We start from the raw sequence: 23,480 nt of genomic DNA, 5'->3' as shown, positions 1-23,480 counted from the left end.
TTGGCTTTTTTGGTGGGCTCACAGGTTGTTTGCCGGTGATCATAGGGAAGGCACTGATTCCGGATTCGCCGGGCGGGTGCTTGAGGATGGTGAGGAGGGTATTGGCGCCAGGCGAAAAAAAACCGCGCCTGGGCGCGGTTTTTATACGTGTGGTGTCTTACACGTTGAAGCGGAAGTGCAGGACATCGCCGTCTTTAACGATGTATTCCTTGCCTTCCAGACGCCATTTACCGGCAGTTTTAGCGCCCGCTTCACCGTTGTACTGGATGAAGTCGTCGTAGGCGATGACTTCGGCACGGATGAAGCCTTTTTCGAAGTCAGTGTGAATCACGGCAGCAGCCTGAGGTGCGGTAGCACCGACTTTGACTGTCCATGCACGGACTTCTTTTACGCCTGCAGTGAAGTAGGTCTGCAGGTTGAGCATTTGGTAGCCGGCGCGGATCACGCGGTTCAGGCCCGGTTCTTCAAGACCCAGGGCCTCAAGGAACATGTCCTTCTCTTCACCTTCTTCCAGTTCGGCAATTTCAGCCTCGATCTTGTTGCAGACCGGAACGACCATTGCGCCTTCTTCTTCGGCAATGGCCATGACTACGTCGAGGAACGGATTGTTCTCGAAGCCGTCTTCAGCCACGTTGGCGATGTACATCACAGGCTTGGTGGTCAGCAGGTGGAAGCCGCGAACAATGGCTTTCTCATCAGCGGACATGCTCTTGATCAGGCTGCGAGCCGGCTTGCCTTCAGTGAAGTGGGCAATCAGCTGTTCCAGCAGGGCTTTCTGAGCCACTGCATCTTTGTCGCCGCCCTTGGCGTTGCGCGCCACTTTCTGCAGTTGCTTTTCGCAGCTGTCGAGGTCAGCGAAGATCAGCTCAAGGTCGATGATCTCGATGTCGCGCTTTGGATCGACGCTGTTGGAAACGTGAATCACGTTTTCATCTTCAAAGCAGCGAACGACGTGAGCGATAGCATCGGTCTCACGGATGTTGGCCAAAAACTTGTTGCCCAGGCCTTCGCCTTTCGATGCGCCTGCTACCAGGCCGGCGATATCGACGAACTCCATGGTGGTTGGCAGTACGCGTTCGGGCTTAACGATGGCAGCCAGTGCATCCAGGCGTGGGTCGGGCATCGGCACGATACCGGTATTCGGTTCGATCGTGCAGAAGGGGAAGTTCTCAGCCGCAATACCGGATTTGGTCAGGGCGTTGAACAGGGTGGACTTACCGACGTTAGGCAGGCCGACGATGCCGCAATTGAATCCCATGGTGTTTCCCCTCGGATAAAGAGTCAGGCCTTCTGGCTGTGCAGGTTTTTCATCGCACGGTTCCATTCCCCGGCGAGGATATCCGGCAGCACGCCGAGGGCAAAATCGATGCTGGCATCCAGTTTTTCCTGTTCGGCGCGTGGCGCACGACCCAGAACAAAGTTGGACACCATGCTGGCGACGCCCGGGTGGCCAATGCCAAGCCGCAGGCGGTGAAAAGTGTTCTGGTTGCCCAACTGAGCGATGATGTCGCGCAGTCCGTTATGACCTCCGTGCCCGCCGCCTTGCTTGAGCTTGGCAACACCGGGAGGGAGATCGAGTTCGTCGTGGGCCACCAATATGGCTTCAGGTGCAATCCGGTAGAAACCGGCAAGCGCCGCAACGGCCTGGCCGCTTCGGTTCATATAGGTGGTGGGAATCAGCAAACGAACATCCTGACCCTGGTGACTGAAACGCCCGGTCAGGCCAAAGAATTTGCGCTCGGCGACGAGGTTGACCCCGTTTGCCGATGCGAGACGCTCAACAAAAAGGGCCCCTGCGTTATGCCGGGTCTGTTCGTATTCGGTGCCTGGATTTCCCAGGCCAACGATCAGTTGTATGGCGGTCACGACAAGGGCCCTTCTATGGAGTTGTGGATAACATCGCCACTAACGGTTAGCGGCGAAAACTGACGAAAAAGCGGGTTTACCGTTGAGTAAACTTCGCGATCTTGTCCGCTTTACTCGCTGCGCGTTAGCTCGCGATGTTTCTCATAACCCCGACGTGCAGAGTAATGAATTACTCTGCAGCGCCTTCTGCTTCTGGAGCAACACGTGGAGCGTGAACGTTGGCTACAGCCAGGTCGTTGCCGTGTGCCAGAGCTACGAACTCAACGCCTTTAGGAGCGGTGATGTCCGACAGGTGAATGATCGAGCCGACTTCAGCGTTAGCCAGGTCAACTTCGATGAATTCAGGCAGGTCTTTTGGCAGGCAGGAAACTTCGATTTCTGCAACAACGTGCGAGATCTCGCCGCCTTTCTTGATCGGAGCAGCTTCACCGATGAAGTGAACTGGAACGATTGCAGTCAGCTTTTGACCAGCAACAACGCGTACGAAGTCAGCGTGCATCACGTGGCCTTTGGCCGGGTGACGCTGCAGAGCTTTGATGATTACGTTTTGCTTGGTGCCGCCAACGGTCAGTTCGATAACGTGGCTGTAAGCAGCTTCGTTTTCGAGCAGTTTGGCTACTTCTTTGGCCATCAGGCTGATGGATTCAGGGGCTTTCTCGCCACCGTAAACTACAGCTGGAACCAGGCTTGCGAGACGACGCAGGCGGCGGCTCGCACCTTTCCCCAGGTCGGAACGCACTTCAGCATTCAGGGTAAAATCGTTCATGTTGTATCTCCAAAATAACCACATCCGGCCTAGCGTTTGCGACCAGCGCTATGGACGGTATGGGCAAAAAAGCCCCGCCCCAACAGGCTGCTGGGGCGGGGCGCTTTTCGTCATCGGGATGTCAGATAAGGGCAGGGCCCTTATCGGAACATCGCGCTGATCGATTCTTCGTTGCTGATGCGGCGAACCGCTTCAGCCACAACCGGTGCGATATCCAGTTGACGGATACGCGAACAGGCTTGTGCGGCAGCGGACAGCGGAATGGTGTTAGTCACCACCAGCTCATCCAGCATGGAATTTTCGATATTCTCAATTGCCCGACCCGACAGCACAGGGTGTGTGCAGTAGGCGAACACTTTGGAAGCACCATGCTCTTTCAAGGCTTTAGCCGCGTGGCACAGAGTGCCGGCGGTATCGACCATGTCATCAACCAGGATACAGGTACGCCCTTCGACATCACCGATGATATGCATCACTTCCGAGTGATTGGCTTTCTCACGGCGCTTGTCGATGATACCCAGATCAACGCCCAAGGACTTGGCAACGGCACGTGCACGCACGACGCCACCGATATCCGGGGACACGATCATAAGGTTTTCAAAGCGTTGATCTTCGATGTCATCCACCAATACAGGGGAGCCATAGATGTTATCTACAGGAATATCGAAGAAACCCTGGATCTGGTCAGCATGCAAATCAACCGTGAGAACACGATCGATGCCGACTACGGTAAGCATGTCAGCAACAACTTTTGCGCTGATAGCCACACGTGCGGAACGCGGACGGCGATCCTGACGGGCATAACCAAAGTAGGGAATAACAGCAGTAATACGAGTTGCTGAGGAGCGGCGGAAGGCATCAGCCATCACGACGAGTTCCATCAGGTTATCGTTGGTCGGAGCACAAGTCGGCTGAATGATGAAAACGTCTTTACCGCGGACATTTTCATTAATCTCAGCGGTAATCTCGCCGTCAGAAAATTTTCCGACAGAAATGTCACCGAGTGGGATATGCAGCTGACGTACGACACGCCGAGCCAGATCGGGGTTAGCGTTCCCCGTAAAGACCATCATCTTGGACACGCGCAGTACCTGAAGGCTGAGGGTAACCTGGATGAGAATAAGAAATGGCAGGGGCGGCTGGATTCGAACCAACGCATGGCAGGATCAAAACCTGCTGCCTTACCGCTTGGCGACGCCCCTGTATCTATTGCTACGAGTACCGTGTACCCGTTTCCTTTGACAGTTCTTGCAGCTTGCGATGCAACATCGAGACGTTGCTTCCTTTTGCTACAAACCCTGTAAGGGTGTCTGTCAGAAGGTGCAGCACTTTATCAGCATCTGCTTCGTTTGGGAAGGCCCCAAATATACAACTTCCAGTTCCAGTTAATTTTGCGTCGGTATATTTACCTAGCAAATTCAAAGCGTTACGTACTTCTGGATAACGCTCCTTAACTACTGCTTCGCAGTCGTTTCGGCTGTTTCCCTTGGGAACGGGGCGCACTTTAATGGGCAAAGAGTCACGTGTCAACAACGGATCTGAAAATATTTCTGCAGTACTTACAGATACTTGCGGTACAAGGACCAGATACCAGGGTTCTTCGGGCTCTGCCGGTGTCAGGATTTCGCCCACGCCTTCGGCGAAAGCCGCGTGTCCACGGACGAAGACGGGAACGTCGGCCCCGAGCTGCAAGCCCAGTGCCGCCAACTGATCATCACTCCAGTTCAGTTGCCAGAGATGGTTGAGTGCCAGCAGTGTGGTGGCGGCATTCGAGCTGCCGCCACCGATTCCGCCGCCCATGGGCAGGATTTTTTTGATCCGGATGTCGATGCCAAGCGGGCAGCCCGATTGTTCCTGAAGTTGCCTGGCAGCTTTCACGATCAGGTTCTGCTCGTGAGGAACGCCGGGGAATTCTGTATGCAGGCAGATGACCCCGTCTTCACGCACGGCAAAGGTCATCTCATCGCCGTAATCGAGAAATTGAAACAGGGTTTGCAGCTCATGATAGCCGTCCTCTCGACGGCCAAGGATGTGCAGCATCAAGTTCAGTTTCGCCGGAGAGGGCAGTGTCAGTGGATTTTTTGACGGCGTGTGTTGCATGTCATTGTCCCAGCAGGCGAGGTTGCCAGTCTTTTACAACCAGTGTGACGTCAAGGTCGGTGCCGTGAAGCTTGACCCGCTGTGGCAGCCAGAAGCCGTTTTGTTCGACGTAGCTCAAATATTCAATTTTCCAGCCATCCTGCTCCAGGTTGGCCAGGCGGCTATCGGCATTCAATGTCACGCGGCTTTTGCTGCCGGGGGCGGGCAGTCCGCGTACCCACCAGACCAAATGTGACACTGGCAGGCTCCAGCCCAATTGTTCGCCGAGCAGCTCTTCGGGCGTAGCGGCTTCGTAACGGCCTTGATTGGCGACTTCGAGGCTGACATTTCCCGGGCGACCGAGCAGTCGGGCAGCGCCCCGACCGAGCGGGCCGGACAGGCGAATATCGTAATAATCCTGGCGTTGCAGCCAGAACAGCGTGGCGCTGCCGGAGTCTTTAGGCGCGCGAATCCCGACTTTACCGTTGATTTGCCAGCCGTCGAGTTGGGTCAATTGCTGTTTGTGGGCCGACCACAATGCCTGACTGCCGTGGCCTTCAATCGATTCGCGGGCGCCAAAGCCAGCACAGCCGGCGAGCACGGCGATCAGGCTGATAACAATAAGGTGTCGCAGGTGACGATAAAACATCATTTAAAAAGTCTCGGATCCGGTCAGGCGCAAAACGGTTTTACGCAGGAGAGGGCTGTCGGGGTTTTCTTTAAGAAACCTGGCCCAGATTTTCTTGGCTTCACGCGGGTTGCCTTTGGCCCACAGGACTTCGCCCAGGTGCGCAGCAACTTCCTGGTCCGGAAAGCGTTCCAGGGCCTGACGCAGCAGGCGTTCGGCTTCATCCAGATTGCCAAGGCGGAAATTCACCCAGCCCAGGCTGTCGAGAATGGCCGGGTCTTCCGGGTTTAGCTCATAGGCTTGCTGGATCAGCACTTTGGCTTCGGCGTAGCGGTTCGTGCGATCAGAAAGCGTATAACCCAGCGCGTTCAAGGCCATGGCATTGTCGGGTTCGCGCTGGATGATGGCGCGCAAATCCTGTTCCATTTGCTTGAGGTCGTTGCGTTTCTCGGCGAGCATGGCCCGGGAATAGAGCAGGCTCAGCTCGTCAGGGTAGAGCTTCAGTGCTTGCTGCAGGACGCTCCAGGCCGCCTCGGTCTGGTTATTTGCCGACAGTGTTTCTGCTTCTATCAAATACAGCTGAATGGCGTAGTCAGGTTGAGCGTCGCGTGCGGCGGCCAGTTTTTTTGACGCTTCGGCGCTGCGACCATGGCTGATCAGAATGTCGGCCTGGCGCAATTGGGCAGGCAGGTAGTCATTACCCGGGCCTACCAGTGCGTACTGGTTCAATGCACCTTGTGGGTCATTTCGCTCTTCGGCAATACGACCGAGGTTCAGGTGTGCCGCGTCAACATGGCTGTCGCGATCGATCAGCTCTTGCAGATAGCCTTCGGCCTCGTCCCAGTCTTTGCTTTCAAGCGTGACCAGTGCCAGAGAGAAGCGCAGTTCATCGTCTTCAGGGTATTGCTGTACCAAACTGGCGAACTGAACTTTGGCATCGGCTATGCGATTTTGCTCGATCAGGGTCCGGGCATAGGTCAACCCCAGGCGCTTGTCGTCGGGGTACTGGCGAATGCTTTTTTGCAGCAAGGGCAGGGCCTCTTCGCCCCGATTGAGCGTTTGCAGCAGTCGGGCCCGCAGGAGTACCGGCGCCACTTCGCCATCTTGTGGCGGGTTTTTCTCCAGTAGTTTCAATGCGCCTTCGGCGTCACCGTCCTGCTGCATCAGCAAGGCCTTGCCGAAGATCAACTGGCCGTTGTCCGGGTTTTTCGCCAGCAGGCGGTCAAAGCTTTGTTGCAGTCCGGCCCGGGCTTCAGCATCTGTTTCGGATGCCGACAGGGCGAGGAAGTCGAAGTGGGTATCGCCTTTGGCTTGCAGGACTTTTTCCATATAGGTCATGGATTCGTCATAGCGACCATTGCGTGCCAACTGGATTGCCGCTGCGCGCTGGGCTTCAAGATCACTCGGCGCGTTTTTGGCCCAGATCAGCGAAGTATCCAGTGCCGCCTGATCGGCGCCCAGGTACTCGGCAATGCGCAGGGCACGTTCGGCGATACCCGGATCCTGGGTGTTGATCGCCTGGGTCACGTAATTGTCCAGAGCGATGTCCAGGCGATTACGTTGGCCGGCCAGTTCGGCACTCAGCAGGCTGAACAGCGTTTCTTCGCTGAACGAGCCATAGACCGTTGGCTTTTCCGGTGCGGGAGTGACCTCTTCGACCGGTGACGAGTCATCCGCAGACGTGGGAGGCAAGGCTTGGCAACCACTGAGGAGCGCAAGGGCGAGGAGCAACGCGGAGGATTTATTCATATAGGAGAAGGGCGACTTACCTGCGGTCTGAGCATCATGACACATGCGATGGCGCAGACCCTAGCAGGTGCGACCATCGATATTCGAGTCTGATGAGAGTGGATAAGAGGGGTTCGACAGACATTAACTATAGAGACAATAGTCAGCAATGGTTGTTCTCACTCTAGCGAAGTAGGACAATTGTCGGCTTCTCGTCATCATCAGCGATCTTGAATGGCCTTCCTCGCACTCGGTATCAACCACAAGACTGCTTCAGTAGACGTCCGCGAGCGCGTGGCTTTTACTCCCGAGCAGTTGGTTGAAGCCTTGCAACAGCTCTGCCGCCTGACTGACAGCCGCGAAGCCGCGATCCTGTCTACTTGCAATCGCAGCGAGCTCTATATCGAGCAGGAGCAGCTTTCGGCTGACTGCGTGCTGCAATGGCTGGCCGATTATCACAGTTTGAGTCTCGATGAACTGCGGGCCTGCGCCTACATCCATGAGGATGATGCTGCCGTTCGTCACATGATGCGCGTGGCTTCCGGGCTGGATTCACTGGTGCTGGGCGAACCGCAAATTCTTGGCCAGATGAAGTCGGCCTATGCGGTGGCGCGTGAAGCCGGCACCGTTGGTCCTTTGCTGGGGCGCTTGTTTCAAGCCACCTTCAATTCGGCCAAACAGGTGCGCACCGACACGGCCATTGGCGAAAATCCGGTTTCGGTCGCGTTTGCGGCGGTGAGTCTGGCCAAACAGATTTTCAGTGACTTGCAACGAAGCCAGGCATTGCTGATCGGCGCTGGCGAGACGATCACCCTGGTTGCCCGTCATTTGCATGAGCTTGGGGTCAAGCGCATCGTTGTCGCTAACCGTACCCTGGAGCGTGCAAGCAGCCTGGCTGAACAGTTCGGGGCTCATGCGGTATTGCTGTCGGACATTCCTCAAGAGCTGGTTCACAGCGATATCGTGATCAGTTCCACTGCCAGTCAGCTACCGATCCTCGGTAAAGGCGCGGTTGAAAGCGCATTGAAGCTGCGCAAGCACAAACCCATTTTCATGGTCGATATCGCTGTTCCGCGGGATATCGAGCCAGAAGTCGGTGAGTTGGACGACGTTTACCTTTATACCGTCGATGACTTGCACGAGGTCGTTGCTGAAAACCTCAAGAGCCGCCAGGGCGCTGCGCAAGCGGCTGAAGAACTGGTGAGCATTGGCGCAGACGACTTCATGGTGCGTTTACGGGAGTTGGCGGCTGTCGATGTGCTTAAGGCCTATCGTCAACAAAGCGAACGGTTGCGCGATGAGGAACTGCAAAAGGCCTTGCGCATGCTGACCAACGGCAGTAACCCCCAGGACGTGCTGGTACAGCTGGCACGTGGCCTGACCAATAAATTGCTGCACGCACCCAGCGTGCAACTGAAAAAGCTTTCCGCCGAAGGCCGCCTCGATGCGCTGGCCATGGCCCAAGAACTTTTTGCCCTCGGTGAGGGCTCATCGGATAGCTCTGCGGATAAAAAATAGTAATGAAAGCGTCACTGCTTAATAAGCTGGACATCCTCCAGGACCGTTTTGAAGAACTGACCGCGCTGCTTGGCGATGGCGAAGTTATTTCAGATCAAACCAAATTCCGCGCCTATTCCAAGGAGTACGCGGAAGTTGAGCCTATTGTTGCCGGTTATGGCGCCTGGCTTAAAGTGCAGGCTGATCTTGAAGGTGCTCAGGCGCTGCTCAAGGATAACGACCCTGACATGCGCGAGATGGCCGTTGAGGAAGTCCGCGAAGCCAAAGAGCGGCTGATTGATCTGGAAAAAGACCTGCAGCGCATGCTCTTGCCCAAGGATCCGAATGATGGGCGCAACGTCTTCCTTGAAATTCGCGCCGGCACCGGCGGTGATGAAGCCGCCATTTTTGCTGGCGATTTGTTTCGCATGTATTCGCGCTACGCTGAGCGTCGTAGCTGGAAGCTGGAGATTCTTTCGGAAAACAGCGGCGAGCATGGTGGTTATAAAGAAGTCATTGCTCGCGTCGAAGGCGAGAACGTCTACGGCAAGTTGAAGTTCGAGTCTGGTGTTCACCGTGTGCAGCGTGTGCCGGCGACTGAGTCACAAGGCCGGATTCACACCTCGGCCTGCACCGTGGCCGTATTGCCTGAACCTGATGAGCAAGAGGCGATCGAAATCAACCCGGCTGATTTGCGGGTCGATACCTACCGTTCTTCGGGGGCCGGTGGTCAGCACGTCAACAAGACCGATTCGGCGATCCGTATTACTCACTTGCCTTCGGGCATCGTGGTCGAGTGTCAGGAAGAGCGTTCCCAGCACAAGAACCGGGCGCGGGCGATGTCCTGGCTTTCAGCTAAATTGAATGACCAGCAAACCAGTGCCGCAGCCAATGCGATTGCCAGTGAACGCAAGTCGCTGGTGGGCTCCGGGGACCGCTCCGAACGCATCCGGACCTACAATTTTGCGCAAGGGCGAGTTACCGACCATCGAATCAACCTGACGATCTATTCTCTGGATGAGGTGCTTGCCGGCGGTGTCGAGTCCGTTATCGAGCCGCTGCTGGCGGAATTTCAGGCGGATCAACTGACAGCCCTGGGTGAGTAAATGACTATTATTGCCAGTTTGTTGCGTGCCGCCGACCTGCCTGATTCACCGACAGCCCGCCTGGATGCGGAGCTGCTACTGGCAGCTGCCTTGGGCAAGTCGCGCAGTTATTTACACACATGGCCTGAAAAAATTGTCAGCAGCGAAGCGGCGCTGACTTTTGCGCAGTACCTGCAGCGGCGTCGTGCCGGAGAGCCGGTGGCCTACATCTTGGGACAACAAGGGTTCTGGAATCTGGACCTTGAAGTGGCGCCCCATACGTTGATTCCGCGCCCCGATACCGAGTTGCTGGTCGAAACTGCGCTGGACCTGCTGCCTGCTACACCTGCCGCCGTGCTGGACCTGGGCACTGGCAGCGGGGCGATCGCTTTGGCGCTGGCCAGTGAACGCCCGTCCTGGAAGGTAACGGCAGTCGACCGTGTGCTTGAAGCCGTAGCCTTGGCAGAGCGCAATCGCCAGCGTTTGCAGCTCGAGAATGTCACCGTGCTGACCAGTCACTGGTTCAGTGCATTGGCCGATCACCGTTATGACCTGATCATCAGCAACCCGCCCTACATCGCCGCCGGGGATGTTCATCTGGCTGAAGGCGATGTGCGGTTTGAGCCCGAAAGCGCGCTGGTTGCAGGTGTCGATGGCCTCGACGACATTCGCCACATCATCGCCGCCGCCCCGCAGCATCTCAATGCCGGAGGCTGGCTGATGCTTGAACATGGCTACGATCAAGCGGCAGAGGTGCGTGCGCTGTTGCTCGGCGCAGGTTTCGAAGCCGTTGAAAGCCGCAAGGATCTGGGCACCCACGAGCGCATCACATTGGGCCGCCTGCCATGCTGACCGACGAGGAACTGTTGCGTTACAGCCGACAAATTCTGTTGCAGCAGGTCGATGTCGACGGTCAGCTGAAGTTGAAAAACAGCCGAGTACTGATCGTTGGATTGGGCGGGCTGGGCTCGCCCGTGGCGTTATACCTCGCGGCTGCCGGTGTCGGTGAGTTGCATGTGGCGGATTTCGACACGGTCGACCTGACCAACCTGCAACGTCAAATTGTTCACGACACAAGCAGTGTGGGGCAGAGCAAGGTTGATTCAGCCTTGCGCCGTCTGGAGGCCATTAACCCCGAAATCAAACTGGTTGCCCATCGCTCGGCACTGGATACCGATTCGTTGGCCGATGCAGTTGCGGCGGTCGACCTGGTGCTTGATTGCTGTGACAACTTTGGCACTCGCGAAGCGGTGAACAAGGCCTGTGTCGCGGCCCGCAAACCGCTGGTCAGCGGCGCGGCCATTCGCCTGGAAGGGCAGTTGTCGGTATTCGACTCGCGCCAGCCGACAAGCCCTTGCTACCACTGCTTGTATGGGCGCGGCAGCGACGAAGACCTGACCTGCAGCGAAGCCGGTGTGCTTGGCCCCTTGGTGGGATTGGTTGGCAGCTTGCAAGCGCTCGAAGCCCTCAAGATCCTGGCCGGCTTTGGTGAACCGCTGGTCGGTCGACTTTTGTTGGTGGATGCGATGACCACCCGTTTTCGCGAGTTGCGGGTCAAACGCGACCCTGCATGCCGGGTGTGCGGTTCTGGCCATGAGTGAAGCGCCGATTGGTGTATTCGACTCGGGCGTCGGCGGATTGTCGGTGCTCAAGGAGATTCGCCAGTTATTGCCTGCTGAATCCCTGTTGTATGTGGCGGACTGCGGGCATATTCCCTACGGTGAAAAAAGCCCTGAGTTTATTCGTCAGCGTTGTGCGGTCATTGCCGAGTTTCTCCGGTCCCGGGGCGCTAAAGCCCTGGTGCTGGCCTGCAATACCGCGACCGTAGCCGGTGTTGCGGACCTGCGTCAGCATTACCCGGATTGGCCGATTGTCGGGATGGAACCCGCAGTTAAACCGGCAGCTGCGGCGACACGCAGTGGCGTGGTCGGTGTGCTGGCAACCACCGGTACCTTGCAGAGCGCCAAGTTTGCAGCCTTGCTCGACCGATTTGCCAGTGATGTACGGGTCATCACTCAACCATGCCCGGGCCTGGTGGAGCTGATTGAAACCGGTGACTTGCACAGTGAAGCCTTGCGAGCGCTCTTGCGCAGCTACATCGAGCCTCTCCTGGCGGCTGGCTGCGACACCATCATTCTTGGCTGCACCCATTACCCCTTTCTCAAGCCTCTGCTCAGCCAGATGCTCCCGCCTGCGATCAGCCTGATCGATACCGGAGCTGCGGTGGCCCGTCAGCTTCAGCGTTTGTTGAGCGAGCGTGGTTTGCTGGCAGATGGGCCGGCCTGCGAGACGCAATTCTGGACCAGCGCAGCACCTGAAAGCCTGGGTAAAATCCTACCTGTTCTGTGGAATAAATCTGGCAGTGTGCAAAGCTTCAATAGGTAACGGTGTAAGACCGTTATCAGGATTGAACTTTACATCTGTGTTCAGATTCATAACGCTTGCCTGTTGAGGCAGACAACAAACGACCTATGCATACGAAAACAGGATGTTCTTATGAAGCATTTTTTAGGCTTGGCTGTGCTTGCAGCGTCTGTTCTGGGGTACAGCTTCACGGCACAAGCGGCCGGTATTGAGTTTGGCGTCGGGCACACCAGCGAATCGAGCATGACCTACCGTCTCGGCTTGAAATCCAACTGGGATAAAAGCTGGCTACAAAGTGATGTAGGTCGCCTGACTGGATATTGGGACGGGGCTTACACCTATTGGGATGGTGACACGGCGTCAAGCAGCAATAGCCTTTCGTTTTCCCCGGTTTTTGTTTACGAGTTTGCCGGAGAAAAGGTTAAACCGTATGTGGAAGCCGGGATCGGTGTAGCGGTCTTCTCCAGCACCAAAGTCGAAGACAGCAAGCTGGGGACGGCTTTCCAGTTTGAAGACCGGATCGGTCTGGGGCTGCGCTTCGCAGGTGGGCATGAAGTCGGCATTCGTGCGACTCACTACTCCAACGCGGGCATTTCCAGCACCAACGACGGGATCGAAAGCTACGCCCTGCATTACACCATGCCGTTGTAATCAGCAGGCGTCAGGCCGGTAGCCGTGGTCGCAATAGCGACCGCGGCAATCAACGATAGGCGGTGGTGATGCCTTTGCGTTCATTGAGGCATTCGACGTCGCCCATTTCGAATTCGCGGCAAATCAGCGGACGCTTTTCATAGATGGTGCACATCATGGTGTTGCGATCCAGTGCCGCGCACCAGCCATCATCCAGCCGTAGCATGACCTCGCCGCCCCAGTCATCGTTGTCGATAAAGCGCTCGGGCACACCGGTGTCGGTGATCAGCATCACTTCCAGTTGGCAGCAGCAGGCGGCACACGTCGAACAGGTGACGGCGGGCTCGGTAATTTCGGTCAGGGGGATGTTGGTCATAGGCGCGCAGTGTAAGGCAGAGCCGGCCCCAGGTGTGAATGCGCTGATGAGCGCCATGCGTTGTGGCGGTTGCCAAAGGCTGCAATCGAGTGCAGAGCGGTTGCGTACTTCAGCTTTTTGAAACCTTTTCGAGCTTTTTTGCCAGCCACAACAGTGCCGCAAACAGCACCGCCCACAACACGGCCAGCACCATCAGGGTTGGCCATAGCCCCAGCGGGAATTGCACCGCGCCCAGTCGCTGCCCGGCGTAATACGATAAAGGCCCCCCGAAAGCGCCCAGCAATAGGGCTCGCCACAACGGTTTGGCTGTCCACGCCAGGCAATGATTCAAGGTGATGGCCAGTAATGCCCACAGCAGCATCAGCCAAAACGGGATCAGCACGCCGCTGTGCTTGAACACGAAAACCCCGGTGTTCATTAGCACGCTGTCCACCGCAGTGCCCAACACGCACACCGCAATGACAAGATGCACCTCTGCTCGCGTGCGTCTGATCCACAGTAGATGGGCCAATAACGCTGCGCCGGCCAACAGCAGCCATAGACTATTGCCGCCCAGCACACAGGCAAACCAGCCGAGCTGAAACAGCACAGCATTGGCCAGGTTTTTAAGCATTGAAACGACCCAGCAACGGCTGTGGCATTGCCGCCGGTTTGGCCAGCAGCAATTGCGCGGTGCCAATGCTGCGTTCCATAAATCCTCCTTCGCAATAACACAGGTAAAACTCCCACAGGCGCAGGAAATAGTCGTCGTAGCCCAGTTCAATCAAGCGACCATGGGCGTGACGGAAGTTCTCATGCCACAGGCGCAGGGTTCTGGCGTAATGAAGACCAAAATCCTCCATGTGCATCAGGCTCATGTCCGTGTCTTTGCCCACGATTTCGAGCATTTTTTGCACGCTGGGCAGCGCGCCGCCGGGGAATATATAGCGTTGGATAAAATCCACGCTGCTTCTGGCTTGCTCGTAACGTTGGTCGCGAATGGTGATGGCTTGCAGCAGCATCAATCCCTGCGGCTTGAGCAGGTGTGAGCATTGTTTGAAGTAGCCGGACAGGAAGTCATGACCTACGGCTTCGATCATTTCGATGGAGACCAATTTGTCGAATTGCCCCGTCAGATCGCGATAATCTTCCAGCAGCAACGTCACTTGATCCTGTAGGCCTAACGCTTTTATGCGCGCCTGGGTGTAGTCGAATTGTTCTTTGGACAACGTAGTGGTGGTGACTTTGCAGCCGTAATGCTGGGCCGCATACAGCGCCATGCTGCCCCAGCCCGTTCCGATTTCCAGCAAGTGGTCTTCAGGTGCAAGCGCCAGTTTTTGGCAGATACGCTTCAGCTTATTCAGCTGGGCTTGTTCCAGCGTATCGTCGGGGCTAAGGAACTGCGCCGCCGAATACATCATGGTCGGGTCGAGGAACTGTTCGAACATCTCATTGCCAAGGTCGTAATGCGCCGCAATGTTTTTTTGCGAGCCTTTACGCGTATTACGATTCACCCAGTGCAAACCACGAACCAAGGGGCGACCCAAACGCGCCAGTCCGCCTTCCATTGCGTCCAGTACATCCATGTTGCTGACCAGAATCCGAATGACTTTGGTCAAGTCAGGCGAGCTCCAGTAACCATGAATAAACGCTTCCCCTGCGCCAATCGAGCCGTTGCTGGCAATCATTCCCCATACGCTGGCGTCGTAAATCTGCACTTCGCCCACGATCTGAGCACCAGGGGTGCCGAAACGATAGTGTTCGCCGTTTTCGATCACGATCAATTGACCATTCTTCAATTGGTTCAACAGGCGCATTACCCCGCGTCGCAGCCATCGACTGGTCAGGTTATGGGTACTCAACCGTGAGTATTTGCTCACCAGGCTAGGGCTTTTCATGACGTTGATCCTTGGGTTGCAGGGCGGCAATACGAAAGGCGCCGTCGGCGGCCTGGTGGGGAACTATCGGCGTGCGTTTAAAAAACAGGCGCAAGGCTTGCCAGTAAATGGCCAGGCACGTCTTGGCTGTCATCCATGGAAACAGGCGCAAATAGCGATGCAGGCCTGCGCGGTTGAACGGTATGCGTTGCAAATTAAGGGTGGCGTCGAAGATTTTCAGGTCGCCCTGCCAGTCCGCCATATGCACGCCAAGCCGTGCTGCTGGCGGGCTGAAGCTCATGCGGTACTCCAGGTCGCGCGGTAAAAAGGGCGAAACATGAAACGCTTTGGCCACCGCTACGTGTTGAAAGCCGTCACCCTCGGCCGCAAGCACGTAGTGATAACGCTCGCGCCAGGGGGTATTCGTGACTTCGCAGACAATAGCCGCCAGTCGGCCGTCGGCCTCATAGCAATAAAAGAAGCTCACAGGGTTAAAGGACAATCCCCAACTGCGCGCCTGCGTCAGCAAGCAGATGGCACCTTGAGGGGTAAAACCCAATGCGGCATTGACCACTTGGCGAACCGCATCAATCAGGGGCAGGCCGTTCTCGGTGTAAGTCTTCAGATAGTCGGTTTCGCGAAAAGAGAAGGGCGCAAAGCGGCTTCTTCCGGCCAGAGGCGATAACCCGAGAACCGCCTCTTGCTCTTCCAGATCAAGGTAGATCAACCCGATTTGATAGCGGAACGCGTGGGTGGTCGGCGCAAAACGTCGATGAGCAATCCAGCCGCTGTATAAAGCGCTGTTCATGATGGCTGACCCAATGCGCGGGCCACGCGCAATGCGCTGACCACACCATCTTCATGAAAACCATTGGCCCAATAGGCGCCGCAATAATAGCTGTGCTGATCGCCCATCAATTCTTGCCAGCGCGCTTGAGCCGCTACCGCCTGCAAGCTGTATTGCGGATGAGCGTAGGTATATCGGGCCAGCACTTTAAGTGGATCAATGGCCGCGGTTTGATTAAGGCTGACGCAGAATGTCGTCTCGCTCTGTATGCCCTGGAGGATGTTCATGTCATACGTGACGGCTGCGCGGTTCTGTCCTGCTGACCCCAAGCGATAATTCCAGCTGGCCCACGCCAATTTTCGATCAGGCAGCAGCCGGGTATCGGTGTGCAACACCACGTCGTTATCGGCATACGGCATGGCGCCAAGAATCTGTTGCTCGGCTTCGGACGGTTGCGACAGCAACTTAAGGGCCTGATCGCTGTGGCAGGCAAATATCACTTTGTCAAAACGCTCTACCCCCGCAGCACTGTGCAAAAGTACGCCGAGCCCATCGCGCGTCACACTGATAACGGGACAGTTGAGATGGATGTTGTCTGCAAAGCCAGCACTCAAGGGTGCTATGTATGCACTTGAGCCGCCCTCGATCACCCGCCATTGCGGGCGATTGCTGACACTGAGCAAACCGTGATTCTTGAAAAAACGCACAAAGAATTGCAGCGGGAAGCCCAGCATATCGGCCAATGACATGGACCAGATCGCCGCGCCCATCGGCACGATATAGTGGTCGATAAAGCGGGTGCCATAGCCGCGTTGCTGCAAGTAATCGCCGAGCCGGGTGTCGGGCGCGATACGTTGTTCTTCGAGGTCGCGAATGGCTTGGCGATTGAAGCGCAGGATGTCGCGCAACATGCCCCAGAAAGCGGGCGATAGCAGGTTGCTGCGCTGGGCAAACAAGCTGTTGAGGGTGTTGCCGTTGTACTCGAGGTCAGTGCGGGAGTCGCGCACTGAAAAACTCATTTCGGTGACTTTTGAGCGCACGCCCAGTTGATCCATCAACGTCATGAAGTTGGGATACGTCCAGTCGTTAAACACGATGAATCCGGTGTCCACGGCGTACGGCTTACCGTTAAGGTTCACATTCACAGTGTGGGTATGGCCGCCCACCCAATCACTGGCTTCGAACACACTGATGTCGTGCTGCTTGTGCAATAAATAGCCGCAGGTGAGCCCTGAAATGCCGCTGCCAATGATTGCAATCTTCATGTTTTTTTTCCGTCAGTGGTCCGTGCCAGACGTTTACCCAGCGCCACTTGCAGGCACTTGGGCAGGCTTGCCAGCAGGCGCAAGCAGGCAATGAACAGTGTGGGAAAAGCGATTTCCAAGGGACGCTTTTCCAGGCGCCGGCAAATGTGCTGCGCCGCTTTGGGGGCCGGCCAGCGCAGGGGCATGGGGAAGTCGTTTTTCTCGGTAAGTGGGGTATCAACGAAACCCGGGCTGACGAGGGTGACGTCAATGCCGTCCTGGGCCAGGTCAATGCGCAAGGATTCGAGCAAGTAGCGCAGGCCCGCTTTTGACGCGCCATACGCTTCGGCGCGTGGCAATGCCCAATACGTCACTGAACTGACCATACCCACCAGATGCGGGCGGGAACCTGCGCGCAGCAAGGGCAGTGCAATCTCAAGGCAATAGCTGTTGGCGAGCAGGTTGATGCGCACGACGCGTTCAAACAGTGCCGCGTCAAATTGCTGCGCGTCGATATATTCACAGGTGCCGGCATTCAGAATCACCGTGTCCAGCGCGCCCCAGTTTTGTGCGATGCGCATGCCGATTTCGCGCACTTGCTGATGGTCGCTCAAGTCGCCGGGCACAACCATGACTTGCCCCGGATAGCGTTCGGAAAAATCCCTGAGCGGTTCCACCGAGCGTGCGGTCAAGGCCAGTCGAGCGCCGCTCTTGAGCAGCGTCTCGGCCATGTGCGCGCCAATTCCGCTGCTGGCACCTGTCAGCCAGATTCTGCGTGAATCAGCCATGGCCGACCTCTAACATTTGACGTGAAGGCAAGTGCTTGAACGCACTCAGGGCGCGGTCCCGGCTTTGGCTCAGGTTGACCATCGGGGGCGGGTAATCCACCCCGCCAAACAGGCCGCCAACCAGGGCCGGGTTGTGGACTTCTTTTTTATTCAAGTCCGACAGCTCGGGCAGCCAGTGTTTGATAAACAGCCCTTCAGGGTCGAAGCGTGTGGACTGAGTTAACGGATTGAAAATCCTGAAGTACGGCACTGAGTCGGTGCCAGTGGATGAGCTCCACTGCCAGCCGCCGTTGTTGGCAGCCAGGTCGCCGTCGATCAAGTGCTGCATAAAAAAGCGCTCACCTTCGCGCCAGTCGATCAGCAGGTTTTTGGTGAGAAACATGGCTACGACCATGCGCAGTCGGTTGTGCATCCAGCCGGTAGCCAAGAGCTGGCGTATGGCTGCATCGATAATCGGGAATCCGGTGCGACCTTGTTTCCACGCGGCCAACTCATTGGGGGCATCGCGCCACGGCAAGTATTCGGTTTCAGGGCGAAACGCGCGATGGCGTGAAACCCGTGGGTAACCCACCAAAATATGTTTGTAGAACTCGCGCCATAACAGTTCTGATATCCAGGTGAAAACACCCGGGCTGCCGCTTTCAAATTCGCCGTTATTACTGCGCAGTGCTGCATGCAGGCATTGGCGCGGAGAAATGACTCCGGCTGCCAGGTAGGTAGAGAGTTGGCTGGTGCCGGGCTTGGCGGGTAAGTCCCGTTCATCCTGGTAGTAATGAACTTGCTCGTCGGTAAATGCTGCCAGACGGCGTTGGGCTTCATCCTCTCCCGCAGGCCAGAGCGCCTGCAATGTGTCGCTCGGTGTAGCAAAACCTTCAACCGATTCTGGAATGACATCGCGCTCAATCGGCAAGGGCGTTTGCCCAACAGGCGCGGTCACTAATGCTGGCATCGCCATGTGCAAGCGGTTGTAGCAAATCCTGCGGAATTGGCTGAATACCTGAAAGTAAGAACCCGATTGCGTCAGGATGCTGCCCGGTTGAAACAGCAGTTGATCCAGATAGCGGTGAAACTCAATTCCTTGAGCTTCAAGTGTCTGGGCCACAGCGTCATCGCGACGGGTTTCGTTGATGCCGTATTCCTGGTTGGCGTGTACCGCATGAATGTCGAACTGCTGGCACAGCTCGCTGAGCACAGAGGGCGCCTGTTCCCAGGTCGGCGCGGTTCGAATCAGCAGCGGGATGTTGAGCTGTTTCAGGCTGTCGCTGAGGGTGCGCAGGTTACGTAGCCAAAAGTCGACCTTGCAGGGGGCGTCGTCGTGGCTCAACCATTGTTGAGGGCTTATCAGGAACACGGCGATCACAGGCCCCCGCTCGGCGGCGGCACTCAAGGCAGTATTGTCGTGTTGGCGTAAATCGCTGCGCAGCCAGAGAAGTTGCATGGTCTATTCCTTGGAAACCTGTGAGTACTAGAGAAGTCCAAGCCGATTGAGGCGCTGATGGGCTTCAATCGGATCGTTGGCCAGGCACAACCCCGCGATTTTTATCGTGCTGACGGACAACACGTCGAAATGGATTCGGACCGCCGGCCCGGCGATCACGATGGGGCAATCAACCCCGCTTAACAGTTTTGGAAATTGCTGGGTGTTCAGCGCCTTGCTGGAATAGAGCACCACTGCGCGAGGTTCCAGACGCTCGACGGCCCACCCCAATTCGCCGGCGGGCAACGGCGCGTCGAAAACCTCGACCGGGCAATGGCTGCTGCTGATCAACAAGGCGGTTAGCCACACTTGCGGTTCGAATGGCAGATCCGAGTGGTTGATCAACAACACCGGCTCACCCTTAAGCGTGCGGTTGTTGTGATAAATGCGGGCCCCCAACTTGCTGCGCAACCAGGAGTTGAAAAACACCCGCTCCACTTGCGCGCCGAATTGGCCTTGCCAGCGCTGCTCCAGTTCACTCAGCAGCGGGATCAACAATTGCTCGCACAGCGGGCGGGCGGGGTAGAGCGACATGACCTGATTGAAACAGTCGTCCAGTTTGCGTTCGGCCAGTTCACTGATTGCCTGGTTCATTGCCTGGCGCCATACCTGCCAGTCGCTGTCGAGCGTTTCGTCTTTCGGAAGAGGCGTATCTAATAGGGGCTTGATTTGGCTAACGGACACCCCTCGGTTCATCCACAGCAGAATTTGTTGAATGCGCTGAATATGTTCAAACGAAAAAAGCCGGTGACCTTTGCTCGTGCGATGCGGCACGATCAAGCCGTAACGCCGTTCCCAGGCGCGCAAGGTTACGGAGTTAACCCCGGTGATACGGGCCACTTCGCGAATCGGCAGCCAGCCTTCAACTAATACATGGCTGTAGTCGCTTTCCGGGCTGTTGGACATGATCAGGTCATCGTTCATGGTCAGATCGCATTTCGCAGGCTGAGGTTTTCGGGGTGCGGTTGCAGGTAAACCTGTCGCGAGATGTAGGCATCCGGGTGCAGGCGGAAGTGATGCTTAAGCAACGTCAGCGGCACTACCAACGGCACGATGCCGTGCATGTACTGATTGATCAGGCGCTGCATTTCCTGTTTGTCTTCAGGGCTGATGGATTGTTTGAGGTGCCCGCTCAGGTGCTGAAGCACGTTGGTGTGAGTACGCCGGGTGGCGCATTTCTTCAGTGCGGCCATCAACTCGCTGAAGTACTGCGGTGCGATGGTCAGAGGGTCCTGTTTGCCGAGACTGCCCAATAGCGTACCGAGCGTGCGGTACTGCTCGGGGTGGTTGGCCATCAGTTGATATTTATAGCGAGCGTGAAATTCAGTCAGTGAACGACGGGTAATGCCCTGTTTGAGCAGCACCTGCCAATCGTTGTAGGCATAGACGCGGGTCATGAAGTTTTCGCGTAAAACCGGGTCGTTCAGGCGGCCGTCTTCTTCCACGGGCAAGTCGGGGTGAGCATCGCAAAAGGCTTGCGCGAAAATCCCCCGCCCGCTCAATTCTGCAGGGCGCCCGCCCTCTTGATACACCTTGACCCGTGCCAGGCCGCAAGAAGGTGATTTCTGCATGAAGATGTAGCCAGAAATGTCCGTATGGGCGGCGGCCATTTCCACGCCGTAATCGTGCAAGGGCTGAGTTACGTTCAGCGTGCTGTCGACACTGCCTACCGCTTGAGGCGCCGCGGGATCGCCAATCAGGCGAATGGGCTGGCGGGGAATACCAAGGCCGATGGCGACTTCTGGGCATAGCGGCACAAAATCGAAATGTTCACTGAGGGCTTCGCTGCACAGGCGTGATTCCTTGTGCCCGCCGTTGAAGCGAACTTCAGCGCCCAGCAAACAAGCGCTGATGGCAATTTTCGGTTTTAACTGGGCAGGTGCGGTGCAGGCCATAAGACAAACCTCCAAGAATTACTTGTACATCTTTTTAAAGATGTACAACCTTGGCTCATCATAGGCTTTGAGTTGTACAAGTCAAATATCTTGTACAGGTATTTGGAGGGGGGTTATTTCCAGCCCATTATCCAGCTCGTCGGCTCTTGAAGCTTCTGCCAGGGCAAGCGCTGGCTGCGCTGGGTGAGCACCGCTTGCAATTCGATGTCGAGAACCGTGCCGGCGTCGTCGCAGAACAGTTCAGTGACCAGAAAGTGTTTTTCACGGTGTTCAGGCTGAGCTGCTGTCCATTTTGACAGCAGCAGTTTGCGTGGGTTGATGCGGTTCATTCCTGATGCTCAATGAGTCGCCGTGCGGCCTCGTAGCCGCTGAGCCAGGCACCTTCGACACGTCCCGACAGGCACCAGTCGCCACACGCATACAAGCCCAGGTCGGCATCGGCCAGCACCCCCCACTCATGGGCGGCAGCCGGCCGGGCGTAGAGCCAGCGATGTGCGAGGCTAAACACGGGCGCGGGGGTGGGGAAGTGCATCAGTTCGGCAAACGCACCATGCAGTTGCTCAATCACGGCTTCCTTGCTCAAGTCCAGGTTCTGCTTGCTCCAGGCACTGGTGGCATGCAAAACCCATGTGTCGGGCTGGTTGCCCCGTCCAGGCTTGCTGCAGTTGCGGGCCAGCCAGTCCAGCGGGCTGCCTTGTACAAAACAGCCTTCCATCGGGGTATCGAGCGCTGACTCAAAGGCCAGGGCTACCGCCCAGGTCGGTTCCATGGTCACGCCCGCTGCCGTACTTGCCAGTTTCGGGGCGCTGGCGAGCAGCGCGGTGGCCTGAGGGGCCGGAGTGGCGATGATGACGTGGCTGAAAGGACCATGTTCGCCACCTTCGGCATCCAGCAAGTACCAATGCTGTTCACCGTGTATCAGGTCAGTGATCCTGCAGGAAAAGCTGACTGTCAGATGGCCTAGCAGGCCGCGAGTGATCGCGCTCATGCCCGGGCTGCCGACCCATCGGGTTTGTTCGTCAGGCGAGGGCGTCAGTTGCCCGTCCTTGTAGTTGTACAGGTGGGGTTCCCATTCGACGACCCAGCCATTGCGTTGCCATTGCTGCACTTCATCCACAAAGCGCCGGTCACGCGCGGTGAAGTACTGGGCCCCCAGGTCCAGTATTCCAGCATCGCTGCGTTTGCTCGACATGCGTCCGCCGCTGCCACGGCTTTTGTCGAATATGTGTACGGCATGCCCCGCTTTGTGCAATGCATTTGCGGCTGACAGCCCGGCGATGCCGGACCCGATAATCGCGATAGGTAAAGTCATAATGGCCTCAATCCCTGTTTGCACAGCCTACGCCGTCGGCAAAACCTGTACAATTTAATTTATTAGTATAAGTTTTAATGCGCCTTGTGGATCAGCCTGACCTATTCTTTAAGAGACACGACGGGCCGCTGAACGATGGCTTTCTCTAAAAATAGACCAGTGCTTCTGATAAAACTCCCTACGAGGATCGACTCATGCACATATTGCTGACCGGCGGTACGGGCCTGATAGGCCGCCAACTTTGTCATCACTGGCTGGCTCAAGGCCATCGTCTCAGCGTGTGGAGCCGACGCCCTGCCCAAGTGAGCGAATTATGCGGCGTGGGTGTAAGAGGTATAGCCACTCTTGAAGAGCTTGGGCAGGAACAGCTTGATGCAGTGGTCAATCTGGCCGGTGCACCGATTGCGAACCGGCCCTGGACGCGCAAGCGCAAGGCGTTGCTGTGGAGCAGCCGGATTACGCTCACGGAAACTCTGGTGGCCTGGCTCGACAGTCGTGAGCAAAAACCGTCAGTGTTGATTTCCGGTTCGGCAGTGGGCTGGTATGGCGACGGAGGGGAGCGCGAGTTGACTGAAGAGTCACCTCCGGTCAGCGAGGACTTCGCCAGCCATTTGTGTATTGCCTGGGAAGAAACCGCACAGCGTGCAGAAGCGTTAGGCATTCGAGTGGTCTTGGTGCGCACCGGGCTGGTGCTGGCGGCTGAGGGGGGCTTTTTGTCGCGCCTGCTGCTGCCTTTCAAGATGGCGCTGGGCGGGCCTATCGGCAATGGCCGGCAATGGATGTCGTGGGTTCATATCAAGGATCAAATCGCCCTGATTGATTTTCTTCTGCATGAGAATGCTGCCAGTGGTCCTTATAATGCCTGCTCGCCGCACCCCGTACGTAACGCAGAATTTGCCAAAACCCTGGGGAGCGTGTTGCATCGTCCGGCATTTATCCCGATGCCGGCCTTCGCCTTGCGTGTAGGTCTGGGCGAGTTGTCACTGTTGTTGCTGGGTGGTCAGCGGGCGACGCCAGCCAAATTGCTGGAAGCCGGTTTCACTTTTCAGTTCACCGATTTGCGTGCGGCGCTCAATGATGTAGCCGCTCGCCTCTGAAATAG

25 protein-coding genes and 1 tRNA gene are annotated in these 23,480 nt (G+C 56.7%); 7 read left to right on the top strand and 19 right to left on the bottom strand.

Going from position 1 to position 23,480, the window contains the following annotated elements; all coding sequences use genetic code 11:
* Positions 1 to 157: 157 nt before the first annotated feature.
* The 8 genes from ychF to AWM69_RS06050 form a co-directional block, all read right to left on the bottom strand.
* Entirely contained in the window at positions 158 to 1,258 is a 1,101-nt protein-coding gene (gene ychF, locus AWM69_RS06085) for a redox-regulated ATPase YchF (RefSeq protein ID WP_048378522.1), read from the bottom strand.
* Positions 1,259 to 1,281: 23 nt separating this feature from the next.
* Positions 1,282 to 1,866, bottom strand: coding sequence for an aminoacyl-tRNA hydrolase (pth, locus tag AWM69_RS06080; RefSeq protein WP_048378523.1), 585 nt, complete (start codon positions 1,864 to 1,866; stop codon positions 1,282 to 1,284).
* A gap of 169 nt (positions 1,867 to 2,035) precedes the next feature.
* On the bottom strand, positions 2,036 to 2,632 hold the full coding sequence (locus tag AWM69_RS06075; protein ID WP_048378524.1) for a 50S ribosomal protein L25/general stress protein Ctc: 597 nt from the start codon (positions 2,630 to 2,632) through the stop codon (positions 2,036 to 2,038).
* Positions 2,633 to 2,772: 140 nt separating this feature from the next.
* Complete coding sequence (locus tag AWM69_RS06070) at positions 2,773 to 3,714, bottom strand: ribose-phosphate pyrophosphokinase (protein ID WP_019825119.1); 942 nt, start codon at positions 3,712 to 3,714, stop codon at positions 2,773 to 2,775.
* 45 nt (positions 3,715 to 3,759) lie between these two features.
* Positions 3,760 to 3,834: transfer RNA gene (locus AWM69_RS06065), tRNA-Gln, on the bottom strand.
* 10 nt (positions 3,835 to 3,844) lie between these two features.
* The gene (gene ispE / locus AWM69_RS06060; protein ID WP_218725974.1) at positions 3,845 to 4,732 is read right to left on the bottom strand and encodes a 4-(cytidine 5'-diphospho)-2-C-methyl-D-erythritol kinase; all 888 of its coding nucleotides are present in this window, start codon (positions 4,730 to 4,732) and stop codon (positions 3,845 to 3,847) included.
* 1 nt (position 4,733) lies between these two features.
* Positions 4,734 to 5,360, bottom strand: a complete 627-nt coding sequence (gene lolB, locus AWM69_RS06055) for a lipoprotein insertase outer membrane protein LolB (RefSeq protein ID WP_131655127.1) — start codon at positions 5,358 to 5,360, stop codon at positions 4,734 to 4,736.
* A 3-nt stretch (positions 5,361 to 5,363) separates the two neighbouring features.
* Positions 5,364 to 7,088: a tetratricopeptide repeat protein gene (locus AWM69_RS06050; protein ID WP_218725973.1), complete on the bottom strand. Its 1,725-nt coding sequence runs from the start codon at positions 7,086 to 7,088 to the stop codon at positions 5,364 to 5,366.
* A 213-nt stretch (positions 7,089 to 7,301) separates the two neighbouring features.
* Here AWM69_RS06050 and hemA point away from each other — a divergent pair, with 213 nt between their 5' ends.
* From hemA to AWM69_RS06020, 6 genes are all read left to right on the top strand, one after another.
* A complete protein-coding gene (gene hemA / locus AWM69_RS06045; RefSeq protein WP_131655082.1) occupies positions 7,302 to 8,585 on the top strand; it encodes a glutamyl-tRNA reductase in 1,284 nt (427 codons plus the stop codon).
* A gap of 2 nt (positions 8,586 to 8,587) precedes the next feature.
* Positions 8,588 to 9,670, top strand: a complete 1,083-nt coding sequence (gene prfA, locus AWM69_RS06040; protein ID WP_218725972.1) for a peptide chain release factor 1 — start codon at positions 8,588 to 8,590, stop codon at positions 9,668 to 9,670.
* Entirely contained in the window at positions 9,671 to 10,501 is an 831-nt protein-coding gene (gene prmC / locus AWM69_RS06035; RefSeq protein WP_218725971.1) for a peptide chain release factor N(5)-glutamine methyltransferase, read from the top strand.
* Positions 10,495 to 11,250 (top strand): molybdopterin-synthase adenylyltransferase MoeB, encoded by a 756-nt coding sequence (locus AWM69_RS06030; RefSeq protein WP_218725970.1) that lies wholly within the window; start codon positions 10,495 to 10,497, stop codon positions 11,248 to 11,250. The genes prmC and AWM69_RS06030 overlap by 7 nt, the downstream gene beginning before the upstream one ends.
* Entirely contained in the window at positions 11,243 to 12,034 is a 792-nt protein-coding gene (gene murI, locus AWM69_RS06025; protein WP_131655078.1) for a glutamate racemase, read from the top strand. The genes AWM69_RS06030 and murI overlap by 8 nt, the downstream gene beginning before the upstream one ends.
* A gap of 111 nt (positions 12,035 to 12,145) precedes the next feature.
* Positions 12,146 to 12,664 (top strand): acyloxyacyl hydrolase, encoded by a 519-nt coding sequence (locus AWM69_RS06020; RefSeq protein WP_131655077.1) that lies wholly within the window; start codon positions 12,146 to 12,148, stop codon positions 12,662 to 12,664.
* A gap of 49 nt (positions 12,665 to 12,713) precedes the next feature.
* Here AWM69_RS06020 and AWM69_RS06015 read toward each other — a convergent pair whose 3' ends face one another.
* The 11 genes from AWM69_RS06015 to AWM69_RS05965 all read right to left on the bottom strand — a co-directional run bounded on the left by AWM69_RS06015 (position 12,714) and on the right by AWM69_RS05965 (position 22,378).
* Positions 12,714 to 13,019, bottom strand: coding sequence for a YkgJ family cysteine cluster protein (locus AWM69_RS06015; protein ID WP_131655076.1), 306 nt, complete (start codon positions 13,017 to 13,019; stop codon positions 12,714 to 12,716).
* 109 nt (positions 13,020 to 13,128) lie between these two features.
* On the bottom strand, positions 13,129 to 13,632 hold the full coding sequence (locus AWM69_RS06010) for a DUF2878 domain-containing protein (RefSeq protein WP_131655075.1): 504 nt from the start codon (positions 13,630 to 13,632) through the stop codon (positions 13,129 to 13,131).
* Positions 13,625 to 14,896, bottom strand: coding sequence for a cyclopropane-fatty-acyl-phospholipid synthase family protein (locus AWM69_RS06005; RefSeq protein ID WP_131655074.1), 1,272 nt, complete (start codon positions 14,894 to 14,896; stop codon positions 13,625 to 13,627). The genes AWM69_RS06010 and AWM69_RS06005 overlap by 8 nt, the downstream gene beginning before the upstream one ends.
* The gene (locus AWM69_RS06000; RefSeq protein ID WP_218725969.1) at positions 14,883 to 15,683 is read right to left on the bottom strand and encodes a DUF1365 domain-containing protein; all 801 of its coding nucleotides are present in this window, start codon (positions 15,681 to 15,683) and stop codon (positions 14,883 to 14,885) included. The genes AWM69_RS06005 and AWM69_RS06000 overlap by 14 nt, the downstream gene beginning before the upstream one ends.
* Positions 15,680 to 16,927 (bottom strand): NAD(P)/FAD-dependent oxidoreductase, encoded by a 1,248-nt coding sequence (locus AWM69_RS05995; protein ID WP_218725968.1) that lies wholly within the window; start codon positions 16,925 to 16,927, stop codon positions 15,680 to 15,682. Before AWM69_RS05995 ends, AWM69_RS06000 begins: the two co-directional genes overlap by 4 nt.
* Positions 16,924 to 17,694, bottom strand: a complete 771-nt coding sequence (locus tag AWM69_RS05990; RefSeq protein WP_218725967.1) for an SDR family oxidoreductase — start codon at positions 17,692 to 17,694, stop codon at positions 16,924 to 16,926. The genes AWM69_RS05995 and AWM69_RS05990 overlap by 4 nt, the downstream gene beginning before the upstream one ends.
* Positions 17,687 to 19,132 (bottom strand): deoxyribodipyrimidine photo-lyase, encoded by a 1,446-nt coding sequence (gene phrB, locus AWM69_RS05985; protein WP_131655071.1) that lies wholly within the window; start codon positions 19,130 to 19,132, stop codon positions 17,687 to 17,689. Before phrB ends, AWM69_RS05990 begins: the two co-directional genes overlap by 8 nt.
* 27 nt (positions 19,133 to 19,159) lie before the next feature.
* The gene (locus tag AWM69_RS05980) at positions 19,160 to 20,095 is read right to left on the bottom strand and encodes a MerR family transcriptional regulator (protein ID WP_218725966.1); all 936 of its coding nucleotides are present in this window, start codon (positions 20,093 to 20,095) and stop codon (positions 19,160 to 19,162) included.
* Between the two features lie 2 nt (positions 20,096 to 20,097).
* On the bottom strand, positions 20,098 to 21,066 hold the full coding sequence (locus AWM69_RS05975; protein ID WP_218725965.1) for a DUF523 and DUF1722 domain-containing protein: 969 nt from the start codon (positions 21,064 to 21,066) through the stop codon (positions 20,098 to 20,100).
* A 113-nt stretch (positions 21,067 to 21,179) separates the two neighbouring features.
* On the bottom strand, positions 21,180 to 21,395 hold the full coding sequence (locus AWM69_RS05970) for a TIGR02450 family Trp-rich protein (protein WP_131655068.1): 216 nt from the start codon (positions 21,393 to 21,395) through the stop codon (positions 21,180 to 21,182).
* On the bottom strand, positions 21,392 to 22,378 hold the full coding sequence (locus AWM69_RS05965) for an NAD(P)/FAD-dependent oxidoreductase (RefSeq protein ID WP_218725964.1): 987 nt from the start codon (positions 22,376 to 22,378) through the stop codon (positions 21,392 to 21,394). Before AWM69_RS05965 ends, AWM69_RS05970 begins: the two co-directional genes overlap by 4 nt.
* Positions 22,379 to 22,572: 194 nt before the next feature.
* Here AWM69_RS05965 and AWM69_RS05960 point away from each other — a divergent pair, with 194 nt between their 5' ends.
* On the top strand, positions 22,573 to 23,475 hold the full coding sequence (locus AWM69_RS05960) for a TIGR01777 family oxidoreductase (RefSeq protein WP_218725963.1): 903 nt from the start codon (positions 22,573 to 22,575) through the stop codon (positions 23,473 to 23,475).
* Positions 23,476 to 23,480: the final 5 nt, after the last annotated feature.

Source organism: Pseudomonas sp. D1HM (genome assembly GCF_019266105.1).
GTDB classification, from domain to species: Bacteria; Pseudomonadota; Gammaproteobacteria; order Pseudomonadales; family Pseudomonadaceae; genus Aquipseudomonas; species Aquipseudomonas taetrolens.
The sequence above is the reverse complement of the archived record's forward strand: the minus strand, read 5'-3'. Positions and strand labels throughout refer to the sequence as shown.